The organism is Enterococcus sp. C76, from assembly GCF_040886985.1.
Classification (GTDB): domain Bacteria; phylum Bacillota; class Bacilli; order Lactobacillales; family Enterococcaceae; genus Enterococcus_B; species Enterococcus_B lactis.
Genome location: NZ_JBFOEY010000001.1, coordinates 319,174 through 345,961, shown reverse-complemented (window position 1 = coordinate 345,961; position 26,788 = coordinate 319,174). Strand labels below are relative to the sequence as shown.

Here is a 26,788-nt window from a genome sequence, read left to right as displayed (position 1 = left end):
TGTTAAGACTTTTGTGAAACTATTGTTCTATTTCTAATAAACGTTCAAATTGTTCACGTACTTGTGGCACGTCCAAACCAACTATTACTTGAAAAGCATTGCCGCTTCTCACTACACCGTGTGCTCCACCTTCTTTAAAAATCGTATCTTCTAAAACCAACATTTCATTTTTTACAGTTATTCTCAAGCGTGTAGCACAATTTGTGACTTTTTCAATATTGTCGGCCCCTCCAAAACCTTCTAAATAAACAGCAGCTTGATTCTCATATACATTTTCAATTTCTGTTTTTGAAGTTTTCCTCTCTTTTTCTTTGTAATCTTTTTTAGTATATAATCTAACAGCGTCGGTATTCTCTTCTCTTCCCGTAGTAGCAATATCAAATTTGAGAATCAGGTATCGGAACACAACAAAATAGATCCCTGTAAAAGCTAGCCCAATCACTAGTTGAGTAAAGATCATCCCTTTATGGTTTTGGAATAATGGAATCCAGACTTTCACGAACAAGTCAATAAATCCACCACCAATATCCCCTACCACGCCAAAACCATACATTATTGCCGCCATTGTAGCAGCCAAAAATGAATGAACAGCAAATAATGGTGGAGATATAAATAAAAACGTAAACTCTAACGGCTCAGTGATACCTGCCAAAACAGCTGTCAAAGTGGCGGGGATCAGGATCGTCAGCACTTTTTTCTTATTCTCAGACCTTGCAGTGAAGTAAAACGCTGCGGCAATACCTGGAGAAGCGAATATCTTTGAATTCCCGTGCAAAGCAAAACCGCCTTCTGGAAAAAGCTGCTTAAGTGGCTGTTCGCTGCGAGCAAACTCCTGAAGATGTGTCATCCAGTATCTCGCAATCCCTTCTTCTACTACTGCTGGACCAAATGCAAAGGGTGCATAAATAAAATGATGCAAACCGGTTGGAATCAAAATACGTTCTAAAAAAGTGTAAAGCCAGACACCAAAGATACCAGCACCTGCTAAGAAACCTTGCAATGAACTAATTGCCAACTGGATCTTGGGCCAGATAAGGCAGATCAAAAATGCAATAGGCAACATAACGAAAAAACTAATAATCACAACAAATGATGACCCTTGGTAGATCCCTAAAAAATCCGGCAGCTTTTTATCAAAGAATCGATTATGCAGATACACTACAACAGCTGAAATCAAGATTGCCCCTATAATTCCTGTATCCAATGTTTTGATACCCGCAATCATTTTCAGTCCACTCGCACCGCCCGGGTCGGTAGAAAAATCAACACCAAAAAATCCGCTATAAAAGCCTAACATAGTAGAAATGAAATAATTACAAGTAATATAGACTACAAATGCTTCCATCACTGCTCTAGCACTTGCTTTTTTAGCTAATCCGATAGGTAATCCAATAACAAACAACAACTCCATTTGATTGAATACGGTCCAAGCACCACTTTCAATCACTGACCAGATCGAATACCATGCTGTTCCTTCTGTAGCAATACTCCCCACTAACATTGGGTTTTTGAAGATGATACATAAAGCCACCATGATCCCCGAAAAAGAAAAGAGCAAAACCGGTGTAAACATAGCTCCGCCAAAGCGTTGAATCTTTTCCATTATCATAATAAGTCAACTCCTTCCATACACATCTTGTGTCGCAGATTTAGTATAAGCACAAAAGAAACCGGTTACAATAGCTATTACACTTTAAGGAACTTGATTTCAATAATAGTTCTTAGGTAGCATATAATGGGAAATTTCCCTAAATACATAAATAAAAGACAGATTTAATCAATGTATAGAAATTTTTGTCTATACTTCTCCTTTGACCAGAGAAATTTAGAATTATGCTATACTAGTATTAAATAAAGTGACGAGGTGTTTTATATGAAAAAGTTAGGGTTTATTTTAGCGTCGATCTCCTTATTCCTTGTAGGATGTACATCTGCTAGTAAAGAAACCAGTGAGTCATCTGCGACCGCAGTCAAAAGTTCCATCAGACAAACTAGTTCAGCTGAAAAATCAAGTACACAGAAATCAGCTTCTTCTGAATCGAATGCATCTTCAACCACCAGCAAACTTTCAGAGTCCAACCCTTCTTCTATATCTAGTGATACGGTTGACACGAGTCTTTCTTCTTCCACAGCAGACACATCCTTCTCACAGTCTTCTCAGTCAGTAGATCCGTTAGCAGGATATTCTGATCTGCAAATTGAGTATGCACGCGTTTGGTTGGCTGTCAAGGGTAATACTTTTAAAGATGCATCAGGCGATTTTGAACTACATGTTATTCATTATCCGGCAGGAACACCTATCGATCCCTATGATGCAGGGAGCGTAGGTTATCCAAAAGACGTAGTTATGCTTACTGGGAAATACGGCTACCAAGGAATTCTAGTGTATTCTAGTAACCACGACGGGACGATCACTAGTTATCCAGTTCCTTCACATTGGCAAATGCCTGCAGATCAAGCCTCTGACCCAGCATTCATTAAAAAAACAACTCAAGAAATCATTGATCATGCATCTGTGGTTGTTATTCCTACAGGCAACCCAAATGACGTGAAACAGTTAATTGATGTGACAGTTATAGATAATTAAACTTTCTAATATGTTATACAAAAAGAAGCTGACAGCATTTTGTCAGCTTCTTTCACTTTCTTTTCTATAGTTTTTTTGCTGGTCTTTGATAGGCTGGTCCTTAGTGTGTCGAATGGTTGCATAGATAGTCTTTTCTGCAGAAACACTTCTAGCATTATTAGGACATTTAACGTTATTATCAAATTGTAATTGTGCATAGGTTAATTCTTGCTGTTCATTAGAATGACTTAGTGTCATTGATTTTAACTGTGAAAGATTTTTCTTTGTATCTTGTTTCTCGAATTTCTCAAAATGACTTGTTGATCCAGCAGCTTGAACAACTTGTTTTTTCTTTTCTCTTCTTACTGGAAGTGGAATTTTCTTTTTTACGCCTGTATCTTCTATTTCTTTTTTAGCGAGAGCAGGAGCAACTAATTCATCAAGTTTTTGCTTAATATAGCGGTCATTGATAAATGGTGAATTCAGATTTTTCAAAAATGTATCGTATCTAGATGATACTGTTAATCTATTTTTTAATAGATTTAAAACAGCTTGCGTCCAAACTAGCCCATTTTTATGATAGATTTCTAAACTTTTGCTATTAGCGGAAGCCTTCAGTTGTTGTTCGAATACGGAAAAATGGTTAACAAATTCTCTTGGTTCTTTTACATTCCCAAATGTTTTTGTAAAAAGACGTGGATCATATTTTTGATTGATATCAAATCTACTAAACCCTTCTAGTTTATCTTGTCCATAATCTATACGTTTCTTCTGAATATATACTTCATTAATGTAAGGTGACCGGAATTTTTCTAGAAAAGAATCAAATTCTTCACGGCTATTCAATTTTTTCTCGCAAAGCTTCAATAAAGCATCGGTCCAAGATAATCCATTTTCATGATATAAAAGATAATTTTTGTTATCAGTTGCTCTGAGTTGCTTCTCAAATATATTAAAATAATATTCAAATTCACTTGGTCTCTTCAACTTATTGAACCTTTTTGCAAACAATTTTGGATCAAATTCTTTGTAAATACTAAAACCTTCGAAGTCATTTATCAAGTTAACTACATCCATAATCTCACTCCATTATCAAAAATATATCTTACTTATATAAGGATAGCAAAACATCTATTTTTATTGCTTCACAATTAGAACTATTTTTTCTTAAATTTGTAAAAAATCATTAAATAAAAACTGTTCTCCTATCAAATCCTCAGCCACAAGTCACAATAGTCATAAACCATGAGAAGCTGTTTTTATTTGGCTGTTCGTATTACTTGATGCAAGGGAGCTTTTTCACAACCTCACGTGGAAAATCCCCTATATTTTTTGCTAAATAAACGTTTGCAAAACAGTCGCTTTTCCATCTTCTACCGCTACTTCTGCGTAGGCACCGTTGATTAATGTTAGTTGTGGCGGTACATGACCGCAATCAATATCATACAAGATTGGTATGTTCAATTCTTTTGAAAGATCTTCATATACATCCTTCATTCGATAATCTAGCAAATCCTCTGCTGCACTTCTGCCGAACATGATACCAGAGCTGTCCTCAAACCATCCTGCTAGTTTCATCTGAATAAGTGATCTTCTTAAATCAACGGACGATAGCTCACAGTTTTCTAGAAACCCCAAGATTGGCTTTCCATCATTATACGTTCTTTTAAACGTTTGGACATCTCCATAAGGTGTACCAATTAAATGTCTGATTGTATCTATACAACCACCTAATAATCGGCCTTTTATCCTTACTGCCTCTTCGCTGATTGATTGCCAATTTGTTGGTTCAGTAAGATGGAAAACTGAAGGTGACGGTTGCTCATGATGCCATTCTTTTTGATATTTTTCAGAAGAATGCTGTAAGATTGATTCTCCTTTGCCTGTTTCTAGCACACTTTTCCACATCGCTGTCGTTTTATCTGAATAATTCCCTCTTAAATCAATAAGGTTGGTCCCATGTGCAGTGGCTATCCCTGTTTTTAATGTGACGGCGAGTAGCAACGTACTAATATCTGAATAACCTACTATCCATTTTGGCTGTAGCGCATCGAAATCGACAGAATCGAGGATCTCAATCAATAATTCTCCTCCCCAAGGCGGAAGAATCATTTGGAAATTCTCATCTTGCATCATTTGATTGAATTCATCTGCTCGTTCTCTTGCTGGAGCTGATTTTTCTTTATCTTGCGTCCACAGCGTCTTTCCAGTAACGACATGAAAAGATTTTTCTTCCATACTCTTTAAAGCCATTCCTAGTAACAGGTGGTGTTCTTCTGGTACGCCCGATGATGGTGCAGTAATCCCTATCGTTGTGTTTTTTCCTAATGACGGATATCTTATCATAATGCTTCAGCTCCTAGTACGCACTATTTTGTTTGATTAGTTGTTATTTTCATTTGCTGGCATCAAAAACATCGGTATTTTAAGTAGCTGGATGATTTTGTTTAAGTCAATCGTTTTGATGACCATCGTTTGATCTGGTCTCCCTGGTGCAAAAACAAGTTTTTCTTTTGACAATAGTTCTTCGTCAATAATAATCGGTATCTGTTCTTCGTAACCAAATGGAGAAACAGCGCCCTGTTTTTGTCCCGTTTGTTCTTCCATCCGTTCTGATGAAACAATAGAAAGCCTTTTACCGATGATCTTTCCTAATGCTTTGAAATCCGTTTGTTTCGTAGTAAAAGTCAGATATACATAGTTATTATCTTTTTTATCTTTTAAGAATAAGCTTTTGGTCTCTGTGCCTGTAAATCCTTGCTCTTTCTTCACCACCAAAGCATCTTCATTTGTATAAATAGCTCGATGATGATACAACTCAAAATAAATATTTGCGTGTGAGAATTTCTTTGCCAAGTCAATCATTTTTATGCCTCTTTTCTATTTTGGTCTTTGAGCCATCTTATCATCAAAATATACCGGATACAATATTGCTTGTTTTCTAATTTATTTTTATACATAACCATTGTTTTTCTGGTAAAATAAATCAAACCACTTAATGGAGGCGTTTTAGAATGGAAAAATTCCGGCTGATTATTGATCAAATAAAAGAAAAAGAAAACCAACAAAAGATCAATGACCTTTTCTCTAAGATAGCGAAGACATATCCCCAGCTAGACACAACTGTAAAATGGAACCAGCCTATCTTTACTGATCATGGTACCTTTATTATTGCATTCAGTTTTGCTAAAAATCATTTTTCCATCGCACCAGAAAAAGCAGCGATTCGTGCCCTTGAAAAGACTATCCAAGAAATTGGTTACATATATACGGATAATGTCATCAAAGTTCCTTGGAAAAGTGCAATCAATTGGGAACTGATTGACCATTTGATTTCATTTAATATTGAAGACAAGAAAGACCATGATAAATTTTGGCGATAAAGCTTTATACAAACAAAACCTGTACTGGCGAAGAATCTATCCATTACCTTGTACAGGCTTTGTTCTATCCTTTTTATCCTCACTGGTTAAACATTTAATTGGCAACGTATTTGCTGTTTTTATAAGGAGTCTTTCTTGTGCTGAAAAAAATCACTGATACGAATGACCTTGAATTTTCAACTTAGTAAAATTATTTTTCAGCAATTTTCCTGCAAATCTTTTGAATAAGGAAAAAATACGAGAAAATATCAGCAATCTTTCATAATACTATCCATTATTTTCAGGTATATTTAAATATAATATCACTTTAGAAGAGAATGAATTTCTTTAGAGAAAGAAAAGTTAGAATTTTCTGATTCGTTTTTTTGCAATGACTTTAAGTGAGATCATTCTTTCTACATCTCGTGATAAAGCAACTAACAACCAAACCAATAGAACCATTCACATAGGAGGGTGAACATTGAAAGATTTTTACTCAGTAAATGAATTAGCCGAACAATTAGGTGTTACTACACGTTCTATCAGAAATTATCTTCATGAAGGAAAACTAAAAGGAACAAAGGTCGGCGGACAATGGAAATTTTCTGAACGTAATCTTTTTGAATTTCTTTACGGAGATCAAGCAGATGAAGCAGCAAAAGACATGCAGCGATTCATGCTAGATGCACCAATCACGATGCGTTTCAACCTTCAGTATCGTGATTTTACAGCGATTAATCAATTCCGAGAACAATTAGTCCAGTACCATAACGATGTTTACGCAAATAAAAAAGACCGTCTTTTACAATACGATCTTTATAAAGATAATCATGCGGAGATACTTATAGGTGGTAATTTTAATTATGTAACGAACTTTAGTCAATGGATCAATGGAAAATTATTGATGCAGACAGATATTTCACTTGTTTCTTAAACGATTAAAAGTGCTAGAATTTCCAATGGTGTTGGAAATTCTAGCACTTTTTATAAGTATTCTTTTGCTCTCTTTATCCTCAAATAAAGACCGTGACCATACTTCCTACTACGATCAGCAACAAGCCGATAATCGTTAATTTTTTTTCTTTTGGTGTCTTATTTTCATGCAGGATGTACATACCGCCTAATGTAGAGATAACTACGTTTAGCTGTGTAATGATATATGCAGTAGCAACCCCATTTTCATTCGCTGAAAAAATATAAGCCAACGCTGACACACTGAAGATGGCTCCAACTATTGTTGCTTTCCAACTCTTGTCTTCAGAAAATGCAGTTGGTTTTCGGAAAATCACATAAATAACTGCCCCTAAAAAGACACCGATCATTTGCGGAAAGAAAATGGAAAGTCCGCTTGCATCAACTAGTTTGGGCAATGCACTGTAAACCCAATAACCAATACTTGTTGATGCTAATAGACTGATTCCTTTTGTGATACCGCCTTTTTTTCCAGGATCATCACTGATTGCCGTTAAAGCAGAACCAAATACAAGAAGAATGATCGCTGCTGCACCAATGATTTTCCCCATACTTCCAGACCATTCTCCAAAAGCGAAGACACCAATCAACGAGGTTCCGACTAACTGTAATGCAGTCGAGATAGGCATCGTTTTAGAAACACCAATCAAGTTGAAAGATGTATACTGTCCTGTTTGTCCAATAACCCAAAATGCACCAGAAAGTAAACTAATCAAAAATGTAGTCACTGAAATACCAGCTGGAGAAGCGAATAATTGAACGAGTAAGCCAACGAGCACCGCTCCAATACCAGTTCCTAATATCTCATTTGTTGGTCTGCCGCCAATCTTTTTCAAAATCAGTGGCTGGATCCCCCATCCAACTGCCGGGATCAATGCAATCAATAAACCCATTTTTATTCACCCTTATCCTTTTCCACCTTGGAAAGAAGGATATAAAGTCATCCCACCATCTGCAAATAGTGTAATACCTGTAACATAACTGGATTCGTCTGAAGCCAACCATGCAGCTGCCGCTGCTATTTCTTTTGGTTCACCTACGCGTCCTAGTGGGATCATACTTTCCAAGATTTCTTTTTGTTCAGGATCATCAAATTTTGCCGCATTAATAGGTGTACGGATAGCGCCAGGTCCTATACTATTGATTCTGATTCCCTTAGGTGCGTACTCCATTGCTACCGTTTCGGTAAATAATTTTACCCCGCCTTTTGAAGCAGCGTAATGAGCAAATGTTGGCCATGGGATTTGTTCATGAACAGAAGACATATTGATGATATTTCCTTTTTTATCATTCTCTGTAAAATAATTCAAAGCTGCTTTCGTTCCGATAAAAACGCCAGTCAAATTGACTTTTAATACTCTTTCCCAATCTTCAAGGCTAAGTTCATGGGTCGGATGCTGATTTTCCATCCCAGCATTATTAACCCAAATGTCCAGTGTCCCAAAATTTTCTAAAGCCGTATCAAGTAAACGCTGTATTCCTTCTTCGGAACTGACATCTGCTTGTACAGAGACTGCTTTTCCGCCTGCTTCTTCGATTGCTTTGACTGCTTTTTCTGCCCCTTCTTTATCCGAATTATAGTTGACGACTACATTCATTTTTTCTTTCCCGAATCGTTGAGCAATCGCTGTTCCAATCCCTTTTGAGCCGCCAGTTACTACTGCGACTTTGTTTTCTAATTCCTTATACATAGTACCCACTCCTTTTTTATACCTAAACCTATTATTACGGATAACTTTTACTTCCGCCTTAAAATGAGTGTACACCAATATATATAGTCTAAAGCAAATGATACGCTCCAGTAATCGTTCTCATTGTTTGGTAGCATCCTTCTATTTCTATAAAGAAAGAGGTTGTGACAGAAGTGTTCAGCTTCAAGAAATAAGAAGGAATTGACGAAAATTGCTTCTCAAAATTTTTGTGAAATTTCGGCTTATTTCCGAAGAAGCTACTTCTGGAACACCGTTTATTCGGAAAAAGGGCTGTGACAAGACTTTTGCCACAGCCCTTTCATGCGCTTATTTATCAACCATTTCGTTGTAATTGCTAGTTATGCATAAAGATTAGCTCTCACGGACATTATTTTATTGCTGAGAAAAATATTCAGCTGTTGCTTGTTCATCCTCCTTGAGTTGTTCAATCAATTCCTCTGCACTTGAAAATTTCACTTGATCTCTTAAAAATTGATTCCAACGTACTTTGACGTGCTCGCCATAGATATCTTGATTAAAGTCCAAAATATACAACTCTACAGTCAGCTCCCGTCCTTCACCGAATGTATCGTTATGTCCAATTGAACCCATGGCTGGATACCAAGTTTCCCCAATTTTTATTTCTGATACATAAACACCTTCTTTAGGTAAATGGACTGTGCTCTTTACTTTGACATTTGCTGTAGGGAATCCTAATAATCTGCCTCGTGCATCGCCATGAACAACTACCCCTTCCACCTCGTATATGCAACCTAATAGTTTTGCCGCTTCTTTTACTTGACCGCTGTCTAGCAATCCTCGAATACGTGTAGAGCTGATTTTTTCGCCTTGTTCTTCTTCTTTAGAGACTGTGACGATTTTGAATCTTCCCTTAGCATATTCAGGAAAATGAGCGACATCTGCAATGTCTTTTGGTCCATAGGTGTAATCAAAACCGGAAACAGCATATTTCGCATGTAATCCTACGATATATTGATCAACAAACTCTTGTGGCGCTAAATGAGCAAAAGAAGAAGTAAAATCGACTTCATATAAATAATCGATACCCAAAGCTGCCATTTTTTCTTCTTTTTGCTTCAGGCTAGTCAAATACTTCACACTGCTAGGATCGATCTTCTTAAAAACAATCGATGGATGTTGATTGAAAGTCATCAATGCTAATTTCAATCCTTCTTTTTGTGCAATTTCCATACCTGTCTTTATGACTTTCTGGTGTCCGATATGCACGCCGTCGAAAAATCCCAGTACTAAAACGACATCGTCTTCTGGAATTTGTTCTGGTTGGTAAGGATGTCTGATCTTGATGATATTCATTCGTTATTCCTCATTTCTCAATACTTTACTAGGTTTTAGTTTATTTTTTTCTTTCGGGTTTGGCTGGTAGATACTTACGACTTTTTCTTTATAAAACAAGGCAATTTCCTCTGAAGGCATTTCTGGGAGCGCAAATACAGTATAATCAAGTCTCATACCGTTTTTTACTTTCTGCCATACCTCATCAGTAATATCTACTCGTTTGAACCGTTCCACTCCTTTTTCAATTGGCAGCAAATACTCATCGATCGTACCGTTTTCTACAGCTTGAGCTACTTCTTCTAATGTTAACGCTTCTTTTTGGGTCATACCGGCACTTGCTGTTCGAGTGAGATCAGACATGTGTGCAGGGTAACCAAGTTTCTTGCCTGTATCCACAGCTAATGTACGGACATAGGTTCCTTTCCCACATTCTACTTCGAAACGCCAAGAAATGGTTCCTGCCACTTCGTCTCTTGTCAGTTCACTTGTTCGGATAAAACGGTAAATTTGAGCCTTTCTAACAGGCCGCTCCACTGGTTCATTATTCCGTGCATATTCATATAACCGTTTACCGTTTACTTTTACCGCTGAGTACATTGGCGGTATCTGGGTGATCTCACCAATAAATGAAGCCATCACTTCATCTATTTTTTCTTCAGATAAAGACATATCCACTGGTTTTATTTCTACTCGTTCTCCGGATCGATCTTCCGTCGTTGTACTGAAACCTAGAGTCATCTCGCCCACATAAATTTTCCCAGAATCTGTCAAATATTCGATAACTTTTGTGGCTTTTCCGATACAAATAGGCAATACACCGTCTACATCCGGGTCAAGCGTACCCCCATGTCCGATTTTTTTCGTATGTAAGATTTTTCTTAATTTGAATACGCAATCATGACTTGTCATTCCGCGTTCTTTCCATAAAGGTAATAACCCGTCCATGTCTTTTCTCCATTTCATTTTTGATTTAACTGAATTATTATAACACATTGCATCTATTACTGACGAATTTGACATCATAATGAACGGTTTTTATTTTTCGGCAATAAAAACGTAACAAAATTCATGCTCATGTAAATAGAAACCATGTTATGCTTTTTTTAAAGGAGGGAATAGAATGGAAGATTTTTTCTTTGCACCATTTGATTGGATTTATGGGTGGCTTACAGGTAAATAGATTGGTTTTCACTTCCCAAAAACGAAAAAAAAAGACTGGCCATTCTTCCAGTCTTTTTTCCGTTTTTTTTATTTATTTTTTCAGTTTCTTGATCAATGTAAAAAAATCTGTTTTTCGGGGTTGATTTTATCACTTTATTGGTCAAGATTTTTCCATTTCCAATCCAATACTTCTGGCAGATCAATACCATTTTCACGAATATAGTTTTGATGTTCTTGTAATTTCTGATCCATTTTTTTTGCAAAATCTTCTACTTGACTTCCTTTGATTTTTAAAGCTGCATCTTTTGCCAAATGATAACGGTCAAGTTCATTTACCACACGCATGTCAAATGGTGTCGTGATATCTCCGTTTTCTTTGTAGCCATGAATCATTAAATGATGGTTATGACGATCAAAGAAAATCGTGCGGACCAATGTTTCATAACCGTGGAAAGCAAATAAGATCGGTTTGTCTTTTGTAAAATATTGGTCAAATTCTTCATCGCTCAACCCACGCGGATCTTGACTTGGATGACGTAATTTCAATAAATCTACGACATTGATGAACCGGATTTTTAGTTTTGGGAATTCTTCCAGCATCAAAGTCACAGCTGCTAATGCTTCTAAGTTAGATTCCGTTCCTGCAGCAGCAATGACCAATTCAGGTTCCTCCTCTTTTGCTGTCGAAGCCCAATCAATGATTTTCAAGCCTTCATTCACTAAGACGGCTGCTTCTTCTGCTGAGTAAAATTGAGCACGCGGATGTTTGGAAGAGATGATCAAATTGATTTTTTCTGACGAGCGGAATGCTTTATCCATGACTGCGAGCAATGTATTTGCATCCGCAGGCAGATATTCACGGATGAACTCCGCCTTCTTTTCTGCCAAATGTGTCAATATTCCTGGATCTTGGTGGCTATATCCATTGTGATCTTGCTGGAAGACTGTTGAGCTTGCAATGAGATTCAGCGAAGGATAATCATTTCGCCAAGAAAGGTCATGTGATTTCCGCATCCATTTGAAGTGCTGAGTCAACATAGAGTCAACCACTCGCAAGAATGATTCGTAACTTGCAAAAAAACCATGCCGTCCAGTCAGAACGTACCCTTCTAAGAACCCTTCATCTTGGTGTTCCGATAATTGACTGTCGATGACGCGACCAGATGGCGAAAGCCATTCATCATTTTCTGGTTCGATTTTTTCCATCCATTGGCGATTTGTCGTTTTGAAAACTTGATTCAATCGGTTTGATTTTGTTTCATCTGGTCCAAATATACGGAAATTTTCTGGATTTTTCTCAATGATCTCGCGAACGAATTTACCAAGTTCAGTCATATCTTCTGCTTTAACGGAGCCCGGTTGTTCAAATTGCAAAGTATATTTTTTCCAATCTGGCATAATAAGCGGTTTCGGATTAATTCCGCCATTGGTGATAGGATTTTTTGCCATTCTTTGGTCACCAGTGGGCGCGATTTCTCTGATTTCTTCTAAAATACGTCCTTGTGCATCAAATAATTTTTCTGGTTCATAGGATTTCAACCAACGGAGTAAAGCATCTGCATGATCCATATGTTCTTGATCTACAGGAATCGGTACTTGGTGTGCTCGGAAGGTTCCTTCAATTGGCTCCCCGTCCCATTCTTCTGGACCGGTCCATCCTTTTGGTGTGCGTACGATCAATACTGGCCATTTTGGCATCACGACATCTGTCGCTGTCTTCAGGCGAGCTTCTTTTTGGATGGATTTGATTTTCTCGATTGCTTGATCCATTTTTTCAGCCATAACAGGATTTAATTTTTCTGGATCATTTCCTTCAATAAAGAAAGGTTCCCAGCCAAGTCCGTTAAAGTAATTTGCTAATTCTTCATCTGATTTACGTGCCAAGATCGTTGGGTTGGCTATTTTAGCACCATTTAAATGAAGGATTGGTAAAACAGCTCCATCTATCACCGGATTGATAAAGACATTTGAGAACCAGCTTCCAGCTAAAGGACCGGTTTCTGCTTCACCATCACCAATCACGACAGCAGAGATTACTTCAGGATTGTCTAATACAGCTCCGACTCCATGTGAAAGAGAGTATCCAAGCTCTCCCCCTTCATGGATAGAACCTGGTGTTTCTGGTGCTGCATGAGAAGCAATGCCTCCAGGAAATGAAAATCGCTTGAATAATTTTTGCATTCCTGTCTCATCTTCCGTTACTTCTGGATAGATCTCTGTGTAACTTCCATCTAAATAAGCATTCGATACCATGACTTGTCCGCCGTGTCCTGGCCCTTCGATATAAAACATGTTCAAATCATATTTATTGATGACTCGGTTCAAATGGACATAAATAAAATTTTGGCCAGGAATCGTTCCCCAATGACCGATTGGATGTTTTTTGACATCTTCTGGTTTCAATGTACGTCTCAGTAAGGGATTATCTTTAAGATAAATTTGCCCGACAGAAAGATAATTGGCAGCACGCCACCAAGCCGTCATTTTATCAAAGTATTCTTTACTAGAATAATCCATACGTAACACTCCTTTTCATTATTACTCTTATTCTAGCGCAGATACTCCTAATTGAAACCTAATAAGCACTTCTGTTCATTTGCTTAGATTTTATATCTAGTCAAAAACTTCAACGTGATTTTTCTTTTAACTGGCGGCAGACCGACAAACTCAAACTTTTATGGTGCAAGTTCCACTGATCTTCTAGTTACTTGGCTATATAACCTGACTGTCACTACAATGGATTACAATCTAGCTTCCGTCATCGGTATCTTGATCTTTATCTATATGCAAAAATTTATATACTATAGAAAAAAGAAAGTCGAATTTTTTACTTTTTCTCTTTTTTGGTTAGCTAACACGCCGCAAGACTAAAGTCATGGAACTTTTAGGTAATACGTCTTAATGAAAACAAAAAAATCCCGCAACCCCTGATTTCACAGGATTTGCAGGATTTTTTGATTAGTCTTTGTTCAAGTCACGAAGCAATTCATCAATATGGTTGCCATAGACAACTGATTCATCTAATTCAAAGGACAACTCAGGTGTTTTGTAAATACTTAGATTGTGCCCTAGCTCTCGACGAATCAATCCTGATGCTTTATCCAATCCTTCTTGTGCTTTTTTCTTTTCAGATGCTAAATCAGAAAGGATGCTGTAATAGATTGTTGCTTGTTGAAGATCGCCTGTTACGTGTACATCAGTGATCGTTACATCTTGCACACGAGGATCTCTTACTTTTTTACGTAGGATCGCATTGACTTCTTTTAAGATTTCTTGACCGACTCGGCGGTCACGATAGTTAGCCATAATGATTGGCCTCCTTTTATCAGTTTTTAGTCATTTTTGACTTCTTCCATGATAAATCCTTCAATTACGTCATCTACTTTGATGTCATTGAATTTTTCAATCATAGCACCACATTCATAGCCCATTTTGACTTCTTTTACGTCATCTTTGAAACGTTTCAAACTTGCCAATTGGCCTTCGTAGATAACGATACCGTCACGGATCACACGGACACCGCTGTCTCTGCGGATATAGCCTTCTGTTACATATGCACCAGCGATCGTGCCGACTTTGGATACTTTGAATGTTTCACGTACAATCATTTGACCAGTGATTTTTTCTTCAAATTCAGGATCTAGCATTCCTTTCATCGCTGTTTCGATTTCATCAATAGCTTTGTAAATGATACGGTGTAAACGAATGTCTACTTCTTCAGCTTCTGCTTGCGCTTTTGCTTGAGGTGTAGGACGGACGTTAAATCCAATGATGATTGCATTACTTGCTGCTGCAAGTGTTACGTCACTTTCATTGATTGCACCTACCGCTGAATGGACGATTTTCACACGTACGCCTTCAACTTCGATTTTTTTCAGCGAGGCAGCTAATGCTTCTGCTGAACCTTGAACGTCGGCTTTGATAATGACGTTAACTTCTTTCAACTCGCCTTCTTTCAAGCTTTCAAACAAGTTGTCCAAGGTTACACGGCTGCTTGCAGCACGGTTTTCCAATAATGCACGTTTTGCGCGTTCTTCACCCGCTGCACGTGCTGTCTTTTCGTCTTCGAAGACTACGAAACGGTCACCTGCTTGAGGTACATCATTCAAGCCAGTGATTTCTACTGGCGTTGCAGGTCCTGCTTCTTTATCGCGACGGCCAAGATCGTTTGTCATTACACGGACACGTCCGTAAGTATTACCGACAACGATTGGGTCACCCACATGAAGTGTTCCTTCTTGGACAAGTAAGGTTGACACAGGACCTTTACCTTTATCAAGACGTGCTTCGATCACTGTTCCGATTGCGCGTTGTGTTGGATCTGCTTTTAAATCTTCTACTTCTGCGACTAACAGGATCATTTCCAGCAATTCTTCGATGTTTTGGCCGAATTTCGCTGAGATCTCAACAAAGATCGTTTCGCCACCCCATGCTTCAGGAATTAACTCATACTCACTTAATTCTTGCATAACATGTTGAGGGTTTGCACCTGGTTTATCAATTTTGTTTACAGCGACGATAATTGGAACGCCTGCTGCTTTGGCATGGTTGATTGCTTCAACGGTTTGCGGCATGACACCGTCATCTGCAGCGACAACTAAAATCGTGATATCTGTGATACTTGCTCCACGTGCACGCATACTTGTAAAGGCCGCATGTCCTGGTGTATCCAAGAAAGTGATTGGTTTGCCATCAATATCAATCTGATAGGCACCGATATGCTGTGTGATTCCGCCGGCTTCGCCGCTTGTTACACGTGAATGGCGCAATGTATCCAATAAGGTTGTTTTCCCGTGGTCTACGTGTCCCATAATCGTTACTACTGGCGGACGTGAGACTAATTTGTCTGGATCAACTTCTTCTGACTCGAAGAATTTATCGATATCTGCAATATCAACTTGGACTTTTTCTTGTGGTTCCATACCATAGTCCGTGGCTAACAGTTCAATCGTATCTTTATCCAGTGCTTGGTTTTGATTGACCATGACGCCAAGCATAAATAATTTTTTAATGATTTCTGCTGGCTCACGATGAATTTTTTTCGCGATGTCTGCTACGTTCATGCCTTCAGTATACTCTAATACATCTGGCAATTCACGGAATTTGCGTGGTGGTACAGCTGGCTTAGTTGATTGTTGCTGTTTGCCTTTTTTACCCTTTTTATTATAACGATTACGGTTGTTATTATTAAATTTGCCGCGATTGTTATTGTTTGGTTTGTTGTTGGTACGGTTTTGATTGCCGCCTTGGCTCGTTCCTGGACGATTTTGACTGCTAGTATTCCCCGTATTATTTTGGTTTGTTGTTGGTTTTTTTCCTTGATTCACTTGACCGCTCCCTTGACCGCGATCTTGATAACTGCGGTTATTTTTATTTTTTTGTTGATTATTTGTTGCTTCTTTTTTACGTTGATCGTTCGGCTGTTGATTGGCTGGTTTTCTGCTTGCTTGTTGTGCAGCTTGTTGTTTCGTGCTTGGGTTTTTGAACGCTTGTTGCAATTTCTTCTCATCACTGCTAGTAATCGCACCCATATGGTTTTTCACATCGATGCCAAGTTGTTGTGCTTTTTCCACGACATCTTTACTAGATTTTTTGAGTTCTTTTGCTAATTCATAGATTCTTTTATTGCCCATGCAATCACCTTCCTAACCTTCAATTAGCTCCTTGGTCTTCTTCGCAAATCCGGCATCCATTATTCCGAATACCTTGCGAGGTTTTCCGATCATCTGCGTGATTTCTGCTTCAGAAAATAGCTCAAAGCAAGGAACTTCATAGTATGAACTCTTATCTTTTATCTTTTTTCTTGTATTCTCACTTGCATCTGTTGCCACAAACACCAATTTTGCTTTTTGTTTGCGGATTTCAGCAATGGTCAGTTCTTCGCCCGTGATCAGTTTTCCCGCGCGCATCGCCAGACCCATGAGATTCATGGCTTTTTGCCGATTGACTGTGTTCATTTTCCAAATAACTCTTTACGTGCTTTTTGGTGAGTGACATAGTCAAGTAGTTCTTGATAAAACTCATCTGTTAAAGTTGTTTCGAGTACTCGATCGAGAATTTTTTTATCCCAAGCTTGTTGTACTTCTTCCGGCTCAAGTGAGACATACGCTCCTCGTCCAGGCATTTTTCCAGTTGGATCGATCGATACTTCCCCTTCTTTTGAACGGGTGATTCGGACCATCTCTTTTTTAGGTTTCATTTCACCTGAAACCACGGATTTGCGTAAAGGAATTTTCCTTTGTTTCATCTCTTTGCCTCCTTACTAAAGTTAAGCTTCTGGCTTTTCTTCGACCGTTTCATTATTGAACGCAATTGTTTCATACTCATCGTCTGTCAAATCTGACTGAACGATTGCTTCGTCATGCAATTCTTCTGTTTCGTTTTGTTGTTCTTGTTTTTCATAAAATTCCGCCATATCAGATTCTGATTTGATATCGATTTTATGGTTAGTCAATTTAGCAGCTAAACGTGCGTTTTGTCCACGTTTACCGATTGCTAACGATAATTGATAGTCTGGAACGACTACTGTGCAAGCTTTAGGATTGGTTTCATCAAAAATCACATCCATGACTTGTGCAGGATTCAATGCATTTGCAATGAATACAGCTGGGTCTTCATTCCATTCAACGATATCCATGTTTTCGCCTTTTAATTCATTGACGATTGCTTGGACACGTTGTCCTTTTGGTCCAACACATGTACCGACTGCGTCGATGTTCTGATCGTTTGAACGGACAGCTACTTTTGATCGATCGCCGGCTTCACGAGCAATGCTGACGATTTCAACGATTCCATCATAAACTTCTGGGACTTCTTGCTCAAATAAGCGACGCAATAGATCCGGATGGCTGCGGCTAACAAATACTTGCGGACCTTTAGACGTATTTTCTACTCTAGAAACATAGACTTTGATACGATCGTGAGGTTGGTAAAATTCGTTTGGCATTTGATCTTGTTTAGAAAGAACTGCTTCTATTTTGCCAAGGTTGACATAAATATAACGTTTATCCTGACGTTCGACGATTCCTTGCATGATGTCTTTTTCATAAGCACTGAATTCGTTATAAATGATCGTTCTTTCTGCTTCACGTACACGCTGCAAGATAACTTGTTTAGCTGTTTGCGCAGCGATCCGCCCAAAATCTTTTGGTGTGACTTCAAAACGGATCGTATCACCGATCTCATATGCTGGATTAATCAAAAGTGCATCTTTCAATGAGACTTCCAACTGTGAATCCATCACTTCTTCCGTTACTTCTTTTACTGCATAGACATGGATCTTTCCTTTTTTCTGATCAAATTCCACTTCGACATTTTGTGCTTGGCCATAGTGGCGTTTGTATGCAGAAACCAATGCTGCTTCTAAAGCATCGATCACGATTTCTTTTGAGATCCCTTTTTCAGCTTCTAAAGCGTCTAACGCATTTAACATTTCTTTACTCATTTTTTCTGATTCCTCTCCGTGATTAAAATTGGATAGCTAAGCGAGCTTTTGCAATATTTTTTCGGTCAAAAGTCAATTCTTTTTCTCGTGTTTTTATGCGTATTTTCAATGTAAGCTGTTCAGCATCAAATGATTGAAGAAATCCTTCGTATTGTTTTTCGCCATCTACTGGTTGGTATAAGGAGACATGGACATAATCGCCAAGTGCCTTTTCATAGTCGCTTTCTTTTTTCAATGGCCGCTCTGCTCCAGGGGAGGATACCTCCAGGAAATAAGCTTGAGGAATCGGATCTGGATCTGCTGCATCAAGTTTTTCGCTCAGTTTCTCACTGACAAAGGCACATTCTTCGATATCGATTCCGCCTTCTTTGTCAATAAATACTCGTAAGAACCAGCTTTTTCCTTCTTTTACAAATTCGACTTCGACAAGTTCAAAATGTTGTTCATCTAAAATCGGTGTCACCATTTCCGTGACTGTTTCAACGACGCTACTCAAAAGTTTCGCCTCCTTAAAAATTAAGTGCGTAATTCCATTAAAAAGAGTGAGCGAAAAATCCGCTCACTCACAGTTAGTATCATTACCTATAAAAACTATACCATACTCTGCTTAAAATTACAAGCAGACAAGATAACAGATGCTTATAACATATCGAATAACGATAATTGGTTTTCGTCTGGTAAATCCTTCAATACACCATTATCGTTCATATATTCGATCAATGTTTTTGAAACTTTCCCGCGAGTAGCAAGATCTTCTTTAGATAAAAATGGACCATCTTTTCTTGCCTCAACGATTTGTTTTGCTACATTGGTTCCCAAACTAGGGACAGCTCTAAATGGCGCAATCAACGTATCTCCTTCGATAACAAAATTAACTGCATCCGATTTGTACAGATCGATCATCCCAAATTTGTATCCTCGTTCTAACATTTCATTGGCTAACTCTAGCACGGTCAGCTGATTTTTTTCTTTTACGGAAGCATCTAGCCCTTTGTCCGTGATTTCTTTCATTGCTTGCTTCACAGCATCTTTTCCTTTGCACATGGAGACTAGATCAAAATCATCTGCACGTACAGAAAAGTATGCACAGTAATACAAAATAGGGAAATATACTTTGAAATAAGCAACACGAAGAGCCATCAATACATAAGCTGCAGCATGGGCTTTCGGAAACATATACTTGATCTTCGAACAAGAGTCGATATACCAATCAGGCACATTATTTTCTTTCATCGCGGATAGATAGGTTTCTCTCAATTCATCAGGAATCTTGTTCCATTGTCCTTTACGAACAGTTTCCATGATCTTAAATGCCATCCCGCTGTCTAATCCAGCATGAATCAAATAAACCATGATATCATCACGACAGCCGATTACTTCCGCCAATGTCGCATCCCCACGTCGAATCAATTCTTCGGCATTTCCTAACCATACATCTGTACCATGAGATAGTCCGGATATTTGAAGTAGTTCTGCAAAAGTTGTAGGATGTGTTTCTTCTAACATTCCTCGAACAAAACGAGTGCCGAATTCTGGAATACCTAATGTTCCTGTTTTAGAATAAATCTGTTCCTGGGTTACCCCTAGTACTTCAGGGCCAGCAAATATCCGCATCACTTCCGGGTCATCTGTGGGAATCGTTTGTGGATCAATCCCTGATAAATCTTGAAGCATCCGTATAACAGTTGGGTCATCGTGTCCTAGAATATCCAATTTCAATACATTATCGTGAATTGAGTGGAAATCAAAATGGGTCGTTTTCCATTCCGAATTTTGATCGTCTGCTGGATATTGGATCGGCGTAAAATCGTAGACATCCATATAATCTGGAATAACGATGATCCCCCCAGGATGCTGACCAGTTGTCCGTTTGACTCCTGTTGCACCCTTTGCCAATCTGTCGACTTCTGCACTTCGAAACTGCAGATTATTGTCCCTTTCATAACCTTTTACATACCCATATGCTGTTTTATCGGCGACTGTACCAATCGTTCCGGCACGGTAAACATAGTCTTCACCAAACAATACTTTCGTATAGTTATGTGCTTCTGCTTGATAATCACCTGAGAAGTTCAAATCAATATCGGGCACTTTGTCTCCATGGAATCCTAAAAATGTCTCAAATGGGATATCATGACCATCTTTATTTAAGCGTGCACCACATTTTGGACATTGTTTTTCTGGCATATCAAATCCAGAACCGTACGTGCCATCTTCAAAGAACTCGGAATATTGGCACTCTGGACAGTAATAATGGGGAGCTAAAGGATTCACTTCAGTGATCCCTGTCATCGTTGCAACAAAGCTAGAGCCAACAGAGCCACGTGAACCTACTAGATAGCCATCTTCATTACTTTTATGCACAAGTTTTTGGGCGATCAGATAAATAACCGAGAAGCCATTACCATTAATAGAATTCAACTCTTTTTCTAATCGTTTTTGGATAATTTCAGGTAACGGATCTCCGTACATTTGTTTTGCTTTTGTGTAACTCAATTCTGATATCTCATCTTCTGAACCTGGAATCTTCGGTGTATAAAGCTCATCTTTGACTGGAATCACTTCTTCGCAGATATCTGCGATTTTATTCGTATTATCCACTACGATCTCTTTTGCTGTTTCTTCCCCCAAAAAGTGAAAAGCGGTGAGCATCTCATCGGTTGTTCGGAAATGGACATCTGGCAAACTATGACGATTCAACGGATTCGCTCCGCCCATAGAATTGATCAAAATTTTTCGGTAAATGGCATCTTCTTCGTTGAGATAATGAACGTTGCCTGTTGCAACAACGATTTTATCCAAACTTTTTCCGATTTCTACTAAGTTTTGGATAATTTCTTCCAAATCATGTTCATTTTTTACCAATTCTTGCTCGATCAAAGGTGCATAGACCGCTTTTGGCATAACTTCAATATAATCGTAGAATTTTGCTCGGTTTCTTGCCTCTTCTACCCCTTTTTGCATCATGGCTTCGAAGATTTCTCCCTTATCACAAGCTGAGCCGATCAATAGATTTTCCCGCATCTTTTTCAATTGGGAGCGTGGTATTCGCGGGACACGTTCGAAGTATTCGACATTCGACATTGAAATCAGTTTGAACAAATCTTTCAGTCCTGCCTGATTCTTTGCTAAAATCGTTACATGGAAAGGTCGGGCTCGTTTGTAAGAATCTCCTTCTCCGATATGCTCATTTAGCTGATCATGATAAAGCATGTGATGATTGTCCATTGCCTCTTTCACAAAGATCCAAGCTAAATGACCTGTTGCTTCAGCATCATAGATTGCTCGGTGATGCTGTTCCAAGCTGACACCAAATTTTTTGGATAACACACCTAATCCGAAACGTTTGAATTGCGGATATAGATATCTGGCTAATTCTAAGGTATCAATAACTGGATTGGCTGCTTCAGGAATGCCATATCTTGCGTAGCTAGTATTCAAGAATCCCATATCAAAAGCCGCGTTGTGGGCTACTAGAATTGTACCTTTTGAAAATTCAAGGAACATCCGCAAGACTTCTTCTTCTGACTTCGATCCTCGAACCATTTCATCCGTAATACCTGTCAAATCCACCGTTGTTCGGGATAAAGGATGTCCTGGATCGATAAATTCATCAAAGCTTTCGATCACATTTCCTTTGTACATTTTGACTGCAGCGAGCTCGATGATGGTATCGTATACCGCAGACAATCCTGTCGTTTCCACGTCAAATACGACATATGTGGCTTCGTTCAATGCTTCATGCGCATCATTATAAGCAATAGGTACACCATCATCTACGACATTCGCTTCCACACCGTATAAGATTTTCACGCCTGCTTTTTTCCCGGCACTATGAGCTTCTGGAAAGGCTTGTGCGCCACCATGGTCTGTAATGGCGATGGCACGGTGTCCCCATTTTCCTGCTTGTGCCACCAGATCAGAAATGCTATTCGTTGCATCCATCGTACTCATATTGCTGTGAACATGAAGTTCTACCCGTTTTTCCCCTTCAGGAGCATAATCTTTACGAGGGGTATGTTTGACTTCAACGATATCTTGGGCATTCATGACCAAATCACGGACAAACGTATCTTCTTGGATACTTCCACGTACCTTTAGCCAACTGCCGACACTGATCGCATCAAATATCTGTTCATCTTTTTCGCCATTTGAGAATTTTTTGACGATAAATGATGAAGTATAATCTGTGATTTTCAAAGTCAAGATCTTGCGTTTTGAGCGTAGTTCTCTGACTTCTTTATCGAACACATACCCTTCAAGAGTGACTCGCCGTTCTTCTTCGACGATATTGATCATTGGTGTTGTGGGCTCATCTGCTGGAATATTTCGTCCTAGCTGGATGGGTCCTTCAAGAGCTGGTGACTGTTCTTTTCTTTCTTTTTTCTTTTGCTCATGAACAACTAGACTTTCAGCTGCTTGCTTCATAAAGGCTTCTGCCTGTTCTTGTTTACGTTCTTCAAAAAGTTTCAATACACGTTCCGCTTGCTGCTCATCCACTTCTGGTTCGATACGAAATTTCGGGAATCCGTAACTGACGAACAACTCTTCTACTAACGGTAAGTATTGCTGTTTCAAATATGAAATAGCCCCTGTACTGTCGATTGGCAAGATGACTTTACGATCTTTTATCACAGGTACTTGCGTTTTCAATACTTGCTGTGCTAGTGGTGTATCGCATTGCTGATTTTCCAAAGCTTGGGCCCAGTAATCTTGCAAGAGCTGTTCATCGAATGTCTGGTCATCTGCTAAGATGTTCAATTTGACTTGTGCAATCTCTTTAAAAGCGACAGTCAGATGCTGAGCCAATGACCGATACAGCATAATAGGCAAAATTTTAGAAAAATGCAGCGTAAATTCCCATAAACGCGATTTACGATGGACCACTACACTATCCATTTCACCAGCAGTAAGCAGTGGATGATTTTTTTCTGCTTCCTCTAGTTGGATTTGTTCCAACAGTTTTTCAAATAAATCTCGTTTTTCTGACAAAGATATACGCCCTTTCTGATGAGAAACTATGCAATTGATTACATCGTATCCTCTTCTTTTTCAGTACCTTTTAGTATACTCGTTTTTTCTGAGTTTTACATTAAAAAATTGGAACTGTGATTCACATCACAGTTCCAATTTTAAAAGCGAAACATCAGGTTGTCAAAAACAGCTGATCCAGCTATTTTACTTTTCTGTGTTTTAACGCTTATTATTCGCCTTGATTCAAGAGGATTGGTAAAGTATTCGCCAATTCTTCTTTACGTACTTCAACCATTTCGCCAGTTTTCTTGATTTTCACTTCTACGATTCCATCCACTGCTTTTTTACCGACAGTAATTCTGATTGGACAGCCAATCAAATCAGAATCCGCGAATTTCACTCCTGCGCGTTCATTTCTGTCATCAACCAGTACTTCATAGCCAGCTTTTGTCATCGCTTCTTCTAGTTCATTCGTCAAGTTTGTTTGGTATTCGTCTTTTAGATTCATTTGGACGATATGCAGATCAAATGGCGCAATTCCTTTTGGCCAATTGATTCCTTGTTCATCTGAATGTTGTTCTACGATTGCTGATAATAAACGGCTCACACCGATACCATAACAGCCCATAATCACAAATTTTTCCCGTCCGTTTTCGTCTAGAACGGTTGCTCCCATAGATTCACTGTAACGAGTGCCAATTTTGAAGATATGTCCGATTTCGATTCCTCGTGTAAAGGCAAGAACACCGTTGTTGTCTGGTGAAGGATCGCCTTCTTGTACAAAACGAAGATCTTCATAAGAAAGCACAGTGAAATCGCGTTCTGGATTCACATTTTTATAGTGGAATCCTGTTTCGTTCGCTCCAGTAATGGCATTCGCTAAATCTTGGACATAATGGTCTGCATATACTTTTACGTCATCTGAAACACCGATTGGTCCGACAGAACCAAACTCAGCACCTAGATATTTTTGTGCTTCTTCTTCCGTCGCTTCTTCTAAAAAGTCAGCAGATAGATAGTTTTTCAGTTTTACGTCATTGACTTCATGGTCTCCGCGTACCAAAACAAGGACAGGTTGTTCATCCGCAATGAACAATACAGACTTGATAATTTTTTGAGGTTCAACAGAAAAGAAATCTGCTACTTCATCAATTGATTTTACGTTAGGTGTAGCTACTTTCTCTAATTCAAGCTGTGTTTCATGCGATTTTTTTGATACATAGTAGCTTGTAGCCATCTCCAAGTTTGCAGCATAATCACTTTCAGTCGAATAACAGATCGTATCCTCCCCAATCTCTGAGATCGCCATGAATTCCTTTGAGTCTTTTCCGCCCATTGCGCCACCGTCTCCGATGATCGAACGAAATTCCAAACCGCAACGCTTGAAGACTTCGGTATAGGCTTTTTCATAATCTTTATATGTTTCGTCTAAACTTTCTTCTGTTGCATGGAAAGAATACGCATCTTTCATGATAAACTCACGTCCGCGAAGCAAACCAAAACGAGGACGTTTTTCGTCACGATACTTAGGTTGGATTTGATAAAGATTCAAAGGTAATTTCTTATACGAATTGATTTCATTACGCATCAAATCAGTGAAAGTTTCTTCGTGAGTTGGTCCAAGAATCATTTTTCGATCATTACGGTCCTTGAAACGATACAAGTTTGGGCCATATGTTTCATAACGTCCTGACTCTTCCCAAAGTTCTGCTGGCAAGATGGCAGGCATCAGCATCTCTACCGCACCGATTTTTTCAAATTCTTCCCGCATGATACGTTTCAGCTTTTCTAACACACGATTTGCTAATGGCAGATAAGAATAGATACCCGCTGATACTTGACGGATATATCCAGCTCTTAGCAAGATTTGATGACTTAATACTTCTGCATCATTTGGAACTTCACGTAATGTTGGAATCAACATTTTTGATTGTCTCATTCTATATACTCCTTTATTTCCTCAAAATAGTTATCGTTTGTTATTATACCCTATTTGTCAACTTTTTCTAGAAAAAGAATCGTTGAATATCGTTCCATGTAACTAGCACCATCAACAACATTAAAAATCCAAAGCCAGCTAATGTCAATATTCCTTCTTTTTCTTGACTTAATGGTTTCCCACGAATCCCTTCAAAAATATTCAACACTAATTTCCCACCATCTAAGGCAGGGATTGGAAGCAGATTGACGATTCCCAGGTTCATTGAAAGAAGCGCCATCAAACCAATAACAGTTGTTACACCTTGGTTTGCTGCTTCTGAAGACAATTGGTACATCATAACAGGTCCGCCTAATTTATCTAAACTAAAACCTGTAAACAGTGATCCTAAGGCTTTGAAAATTTCCAATGAACCGCTAAAAGCTTGACGTGTTCCGCCGATGATCTTATCCATAAAACCTGTATTCATTGGGGCTTGTATGCCAAGTTGGCCAACTTTTTCGCCATTTGACTCTACAGATTTCGGTGTCACTTCGACAGATTGCATCTTACCTTCTCGTTCGATCTCAAAATCTAATGTTTTACCTGGATTTTTCGTGATGACTGTTGTCAAATCGTTCCAAGAGTGGATTTCTTTACCGTCCACACTAACTACCTTATCATTTTCTTTTAAGCCTGCTTCTGCCGCAGCACCATTAGGGATAATCTCTCCTACACGATTAGTATTTGTCACTTGAACACCGCCTTGCATGAATGCAAGAATAATGAATAACACGATTGCCAAGATAAAGTTATTCATCGGACCGGCAAAATTGGTCAGCATACGCTGCCACAGTTTAGCCGATTGGAACTGTACATCTTTTGGTGCAATTCTGATTTCTGTTCCGTCGGTTTCAATAATCGTCGCATCGTGATCGACAGGATAGGTCACTACTTCTGTTTCATCCCCATTCACATAACCAGTGATAGTCAGCTCATCTTCTAAATCATAACGGCTCAATTCCATCGGGATAGCATTTGTCAATTGGATTTTCTTACTTAAATTTATCTTCTCTACGATGCCGTCAGAATTTAGTAAAAGAGAAAGAGGCATACCTGGTGCCATTTCTGTTTCATCATCCCCATTGCCTGCCATTCGAACATAACCGCCAATAGGTAATAGGCGAAGCGTATATGTTGTCCCGTCTTTTGCTTGATGCCCATAAATTTTCGGACCCATACCGATAGCAAATTCGCGAACGAGGATTCCTGATCGTTTCGCAAAGAAGAAATGACCAAACTCATGAACAATCACTAATATACCAAAAACAATGATAAATGTTAGTATCGTTTTCATAGCTTTTTTCTCCTTTACTTGTTTTT

At 38.7% G+C, this 26,788-nt stretch carries 22 protein-coding genes; 4 read left to right on the top strand and 18 right to left on the bottom strand.

All coding sequences use genetic code 11. The features are described from left to right. Positions 1–19: 19 nt before the first annotated feature. Positions 20–1,609, bottom strand: a complete 1,590-nt coding sequence (locus AB3I00_RS01730) for an alpha-glucoside-specific PTS transporter subunit IIBC (RefSeq protein WP_368024668.1) — start codon at positions 1,607–1,609, stop codon at positions 20–22. A 264-nt stretch (positions 1,610–1,873) separates the two neighbouring features. Between AB3I00_RS01730 and AB3I00_RS01725 the strand changes: the two genes are divergently transcribed. Beyond that, complete coding sequence (locus AB3I00_RS01725) at positions 1,874–2,587, top strand: hypothetical protein (protein ID WP_368024667.1); 714 nt, start codon at positions 1,874–1,876, stop codon at positions 2,585–2,587. A 42-nt stretch (positions 2,588–2,629) separates the two neighbouring features. Here the strand turns inward: AB3I00_RS01725 and AB3I00_RS01720 are convergent, their stop codons facing one another. From AB3I00_RS01720 to AB3I00_RS01710, 3 genes are all read right to left on the bottom strand, one after another. Then, positions 2,630–3,643, bottom strand: a complete 1,014-nt coding sequence (locus AB3I00_RS01720) for a hypothetical protein (protein WP_368024666.1) — start codon at positions 3,641–3,643, stop codon at positions 2,630–2,632. Positions 3,644–3,901: 258 nt separating this feature from the next. Beyond that, positions 3,902–4,912 carry a S66 peptidase family protein gene (locus tag AB3I00_RS01715; protein WP_368024665.1) on the bottom strand — a complete coding sequence of 337 codons (1,011 nt, stop codon included), beginning with the start codon at positions 4,910–4,912 and terminating at the stop codon, positions 3,902–3,904. A gap of 36 nt (positions 4,913–4,948) precedes the next feature. Beyond that, positions 4,949–5,431, bottom strand: a complete 483-nt coding sequence (locus AB3I00_RS01710; RefSeq protein WP_002335762.1) for a YbaK/EbsC family protein — start codon at positions 5,429–5,431, stop codon at positions 4,949–4,951. A 149-nt stretch (positions 5,432–5,580) separates the two neighbouring features. Between AB3I00_RS01710 and AB3I00_RS01705 the strand changes: the two genes are divergently transcribed. Both AB3I00_RS01705 and AB3I00_RS01700 read left to right on the top strand, forming a co-directional pair. Continuing rightward, the gene (locus AB3I00_RS01705) at positions 5,581–5,949 is read left to right on the top strand and encodes an iron chaperone (protein WP_002329338.1); all 369 of its coding nucleotides are present in this window, start codon (positions 5,581–5,583) and stop codon (positions 5,947–5,949) included. Positions 5,950–6,409: 460 nt separating this feature from the next. Next, complete coding sequence (locus AB3I00_RS01700; protein ID WP_002329339.1) at positions 6,410–6,862, top strand: helix-turn-helix domain-containing protein; 453 nt, start codon at positions 6,410–6,412, stop codon at positions 6,860–6,862. Positions 6,863–6,941: 79 nt separating this feature from the next. Here AB3I00_RS01700 and AB3I00_RS01695 read toward each other — a convergent pair whose 3' ends face one another. The 5 genes from AB3I00_RS01695 to AB3I00_RS01675 all read right to left on the bottom strand — a co-directional run bounded on the left by AB3I00_RS01695 (position 6,942) and on the right by AB3I00_RS01675 (position 13,586). Beyond that, positions 6,942–7,793 (bottom strand): GRP family sugar transporter, encoded by an 852-nt coding sequence (locus tag AB3I00_RS01695; protein ID WP_002288523.1) that lies wholly within the window; start codon positions 7,791–7,793, stop codon positions 6,942–6,944. 12 nt (positions 7,794–7,805) lie between these two features. Further along, the gene (locus AB3I00_RS01690; RefSeq protein ID WP_368024664.1) at positions 7,806–8,591 is read right to left on the bottom strand and encodes a glucose-1-dehydrogenase; all 786 of its coding nucleotides are present in this window, start codon (positions 8,589–8,591) and stop codon (positions 7,806–7,808) included. Between the two features lie 393 nt (positions 8,592–8,984). Then, on the bottom strand, positions 8,985–9,926 hold the full coding sequence (gene ribF / locus AB3I00_RS01685) for a riboflavin biosynthesis protein RibF (protein ID WP_002314817.1): 942 nt from the start codon (positions 9,924–9,926) through the stop codon (positions 8,985–8,987). 3 nt (positions 9,927–9,929) lie between these two features. Then, on the bottom strand, positions 9,930–10,853 hold the full coding sequence (gene truB, locus AB3I00_RS01680) for a tRNA pseudouridine(55) synthase TruB (RefSeq protein ID WP_368024663.1): 924 nt from the start codon (positions 10,851–10,853) through the stop codon (positions 9,930–9,932). Between the two features lie 369 nt (positions 10,854–11,222). After that, positions 11,223–13,586 (bottom strand): phosphoketolase, encoded by a 2,364-nt coding sequence (locus AB3I00_RS01675; protein ID WP_368024662.1) that lies wholly within the window; start codon positions 13,584–13,586, stop codon positions 11,223–11,225. A 114-nt stretch (positions 13,587–13,700) separates the two neighbouring features. On the opposite strand from AB3I00_RS01675, the gene AB3I00_RS01670 reads away from it, so the two are divergent. Continuing rightward, entirely contained in the window at positions 13,701–13,940 is a 240-nt protein-coding gene (locus AB3I00_RS01670; protein WP_368024661.1) for a sugar ABC transporter permease, read from the top strand. Positions 13,941–14,027: 87 nt separating this feature from the next. Here the strand turns inward: AB3I00_RS01670 and rbfA are convergent, their stop codons facing one another. From rbfA to rseP, 9 genes are all read right to left on the bottom strand, one after another. After that, positions 14,028–14,375, bottom strand: a complete 348-nt coding sequence (gene rbfA / locus AB3I00_RS01665; protein WP_002308906.1) for a 30S ribosome-binding factor RbfA — start codon at positions 14,373–14,375, stop codon at positions 14,028–14,030. 26 nt (positions 14,376–14,401) lie between these two features. After that, on the bottom strand, positions 14,402–16,702 hold the full coding sequence (gene infB / locus AB3I00_RS01660) for a translation initiation factor IF-2 (RefSeq protein WP_002314813.1): 2,301 nt from the start codon (positions 16,700–16,702) through the stop codon (positions 14,402–14,404). A 12-nt stretch (positions 16,703–16,714) separates the two neighbouring features. Further along, a complete protein-coding gene (locus AB3I00_RS01655) occupies positions 16,715–17,026 on the bottom strand; it encodes a YlxQ-related RNA-binding protein (protein ID WP_002314812.1) in 312 nt (103 codons plus the stop codon). Beyond that, complete coding sequence (locus AB3I00_RS01650; RefSeq protein WP_002288501.1) at positions 17,023–17,316, bottom strand: YlxR family protein; 294 nt, start codon at positions 17,314–17,316, stop codon at positions 17,023–17,025. The genes AB3I00_RS01655 and AB3I00_RS01650 overlap by 4 nt, the downstream gene beginning before the upstream one ends. Positions 17,317–17,337: 21 nt before the next feature. Next, positions 17,338–18,513: a transcription termination factor NusA gene (gene nusA / locus AB3I00_RS01645; RefSeq protein ID WP_002329343.1), complete on the bottom strand. Its 1,176-nt coding sequence runs from the start codon at positions 18,511–18,513 to the stop codon at positions 17,338–17,340. Between the two features lie 22 nt (positions 18,514–18,535). After that, positions 18,536–19,009 (bottom strand): ribosome maturation factor RimP, encoded by a 474-nt coding sequence (gene rimP, locus AB3I00_RS01640; RefSeq protein WP_002308902.1) that lies wholly within the window; start codon positions 19,007–19,009, stop codon positions 18,536–18,538. A gap of 143 nt (positions 19,010–19,152) precedes the next feature. Further along, positions 19,153–23,505, bottom strand: a complete 4,353-nt coding sequence (locus AB3I00_RS01635; protein ID WP_002314810.1) for a PolC-type DNA polymerase III — start codon at positions 23,503–23,505, stop codon at positions 19,153–19,155. 211 nt (positions 23,506–23,716) lie between these two features. Continuing rightward, the gene (locus AB3I00_RS01630; RefSeq protein WP_368024660.1) at positions 23,717–25,426 is read right to left on the bottom strand and encodes a proline--tRNA ligase; all 1,710 of its coding nucleotides are present in this window, start codon (positions 25,424–25,426) and stop codon (positions 23,717–23,719) included. 67 nt (positions 25,427–25,493) lie between these two features. Further along, a complete protein-coding gene (gene rseP, locus AB3I00_RS01625; protein WP_002314808.1) occupies positions 25,494–26,762 on the bottom strand; it encodes an RIP metalloprotease RseP in 1,269 nt (422 codons plus the stop codon). Positions 26,763–26,788 lie beyond the last annotated feature (26 nt).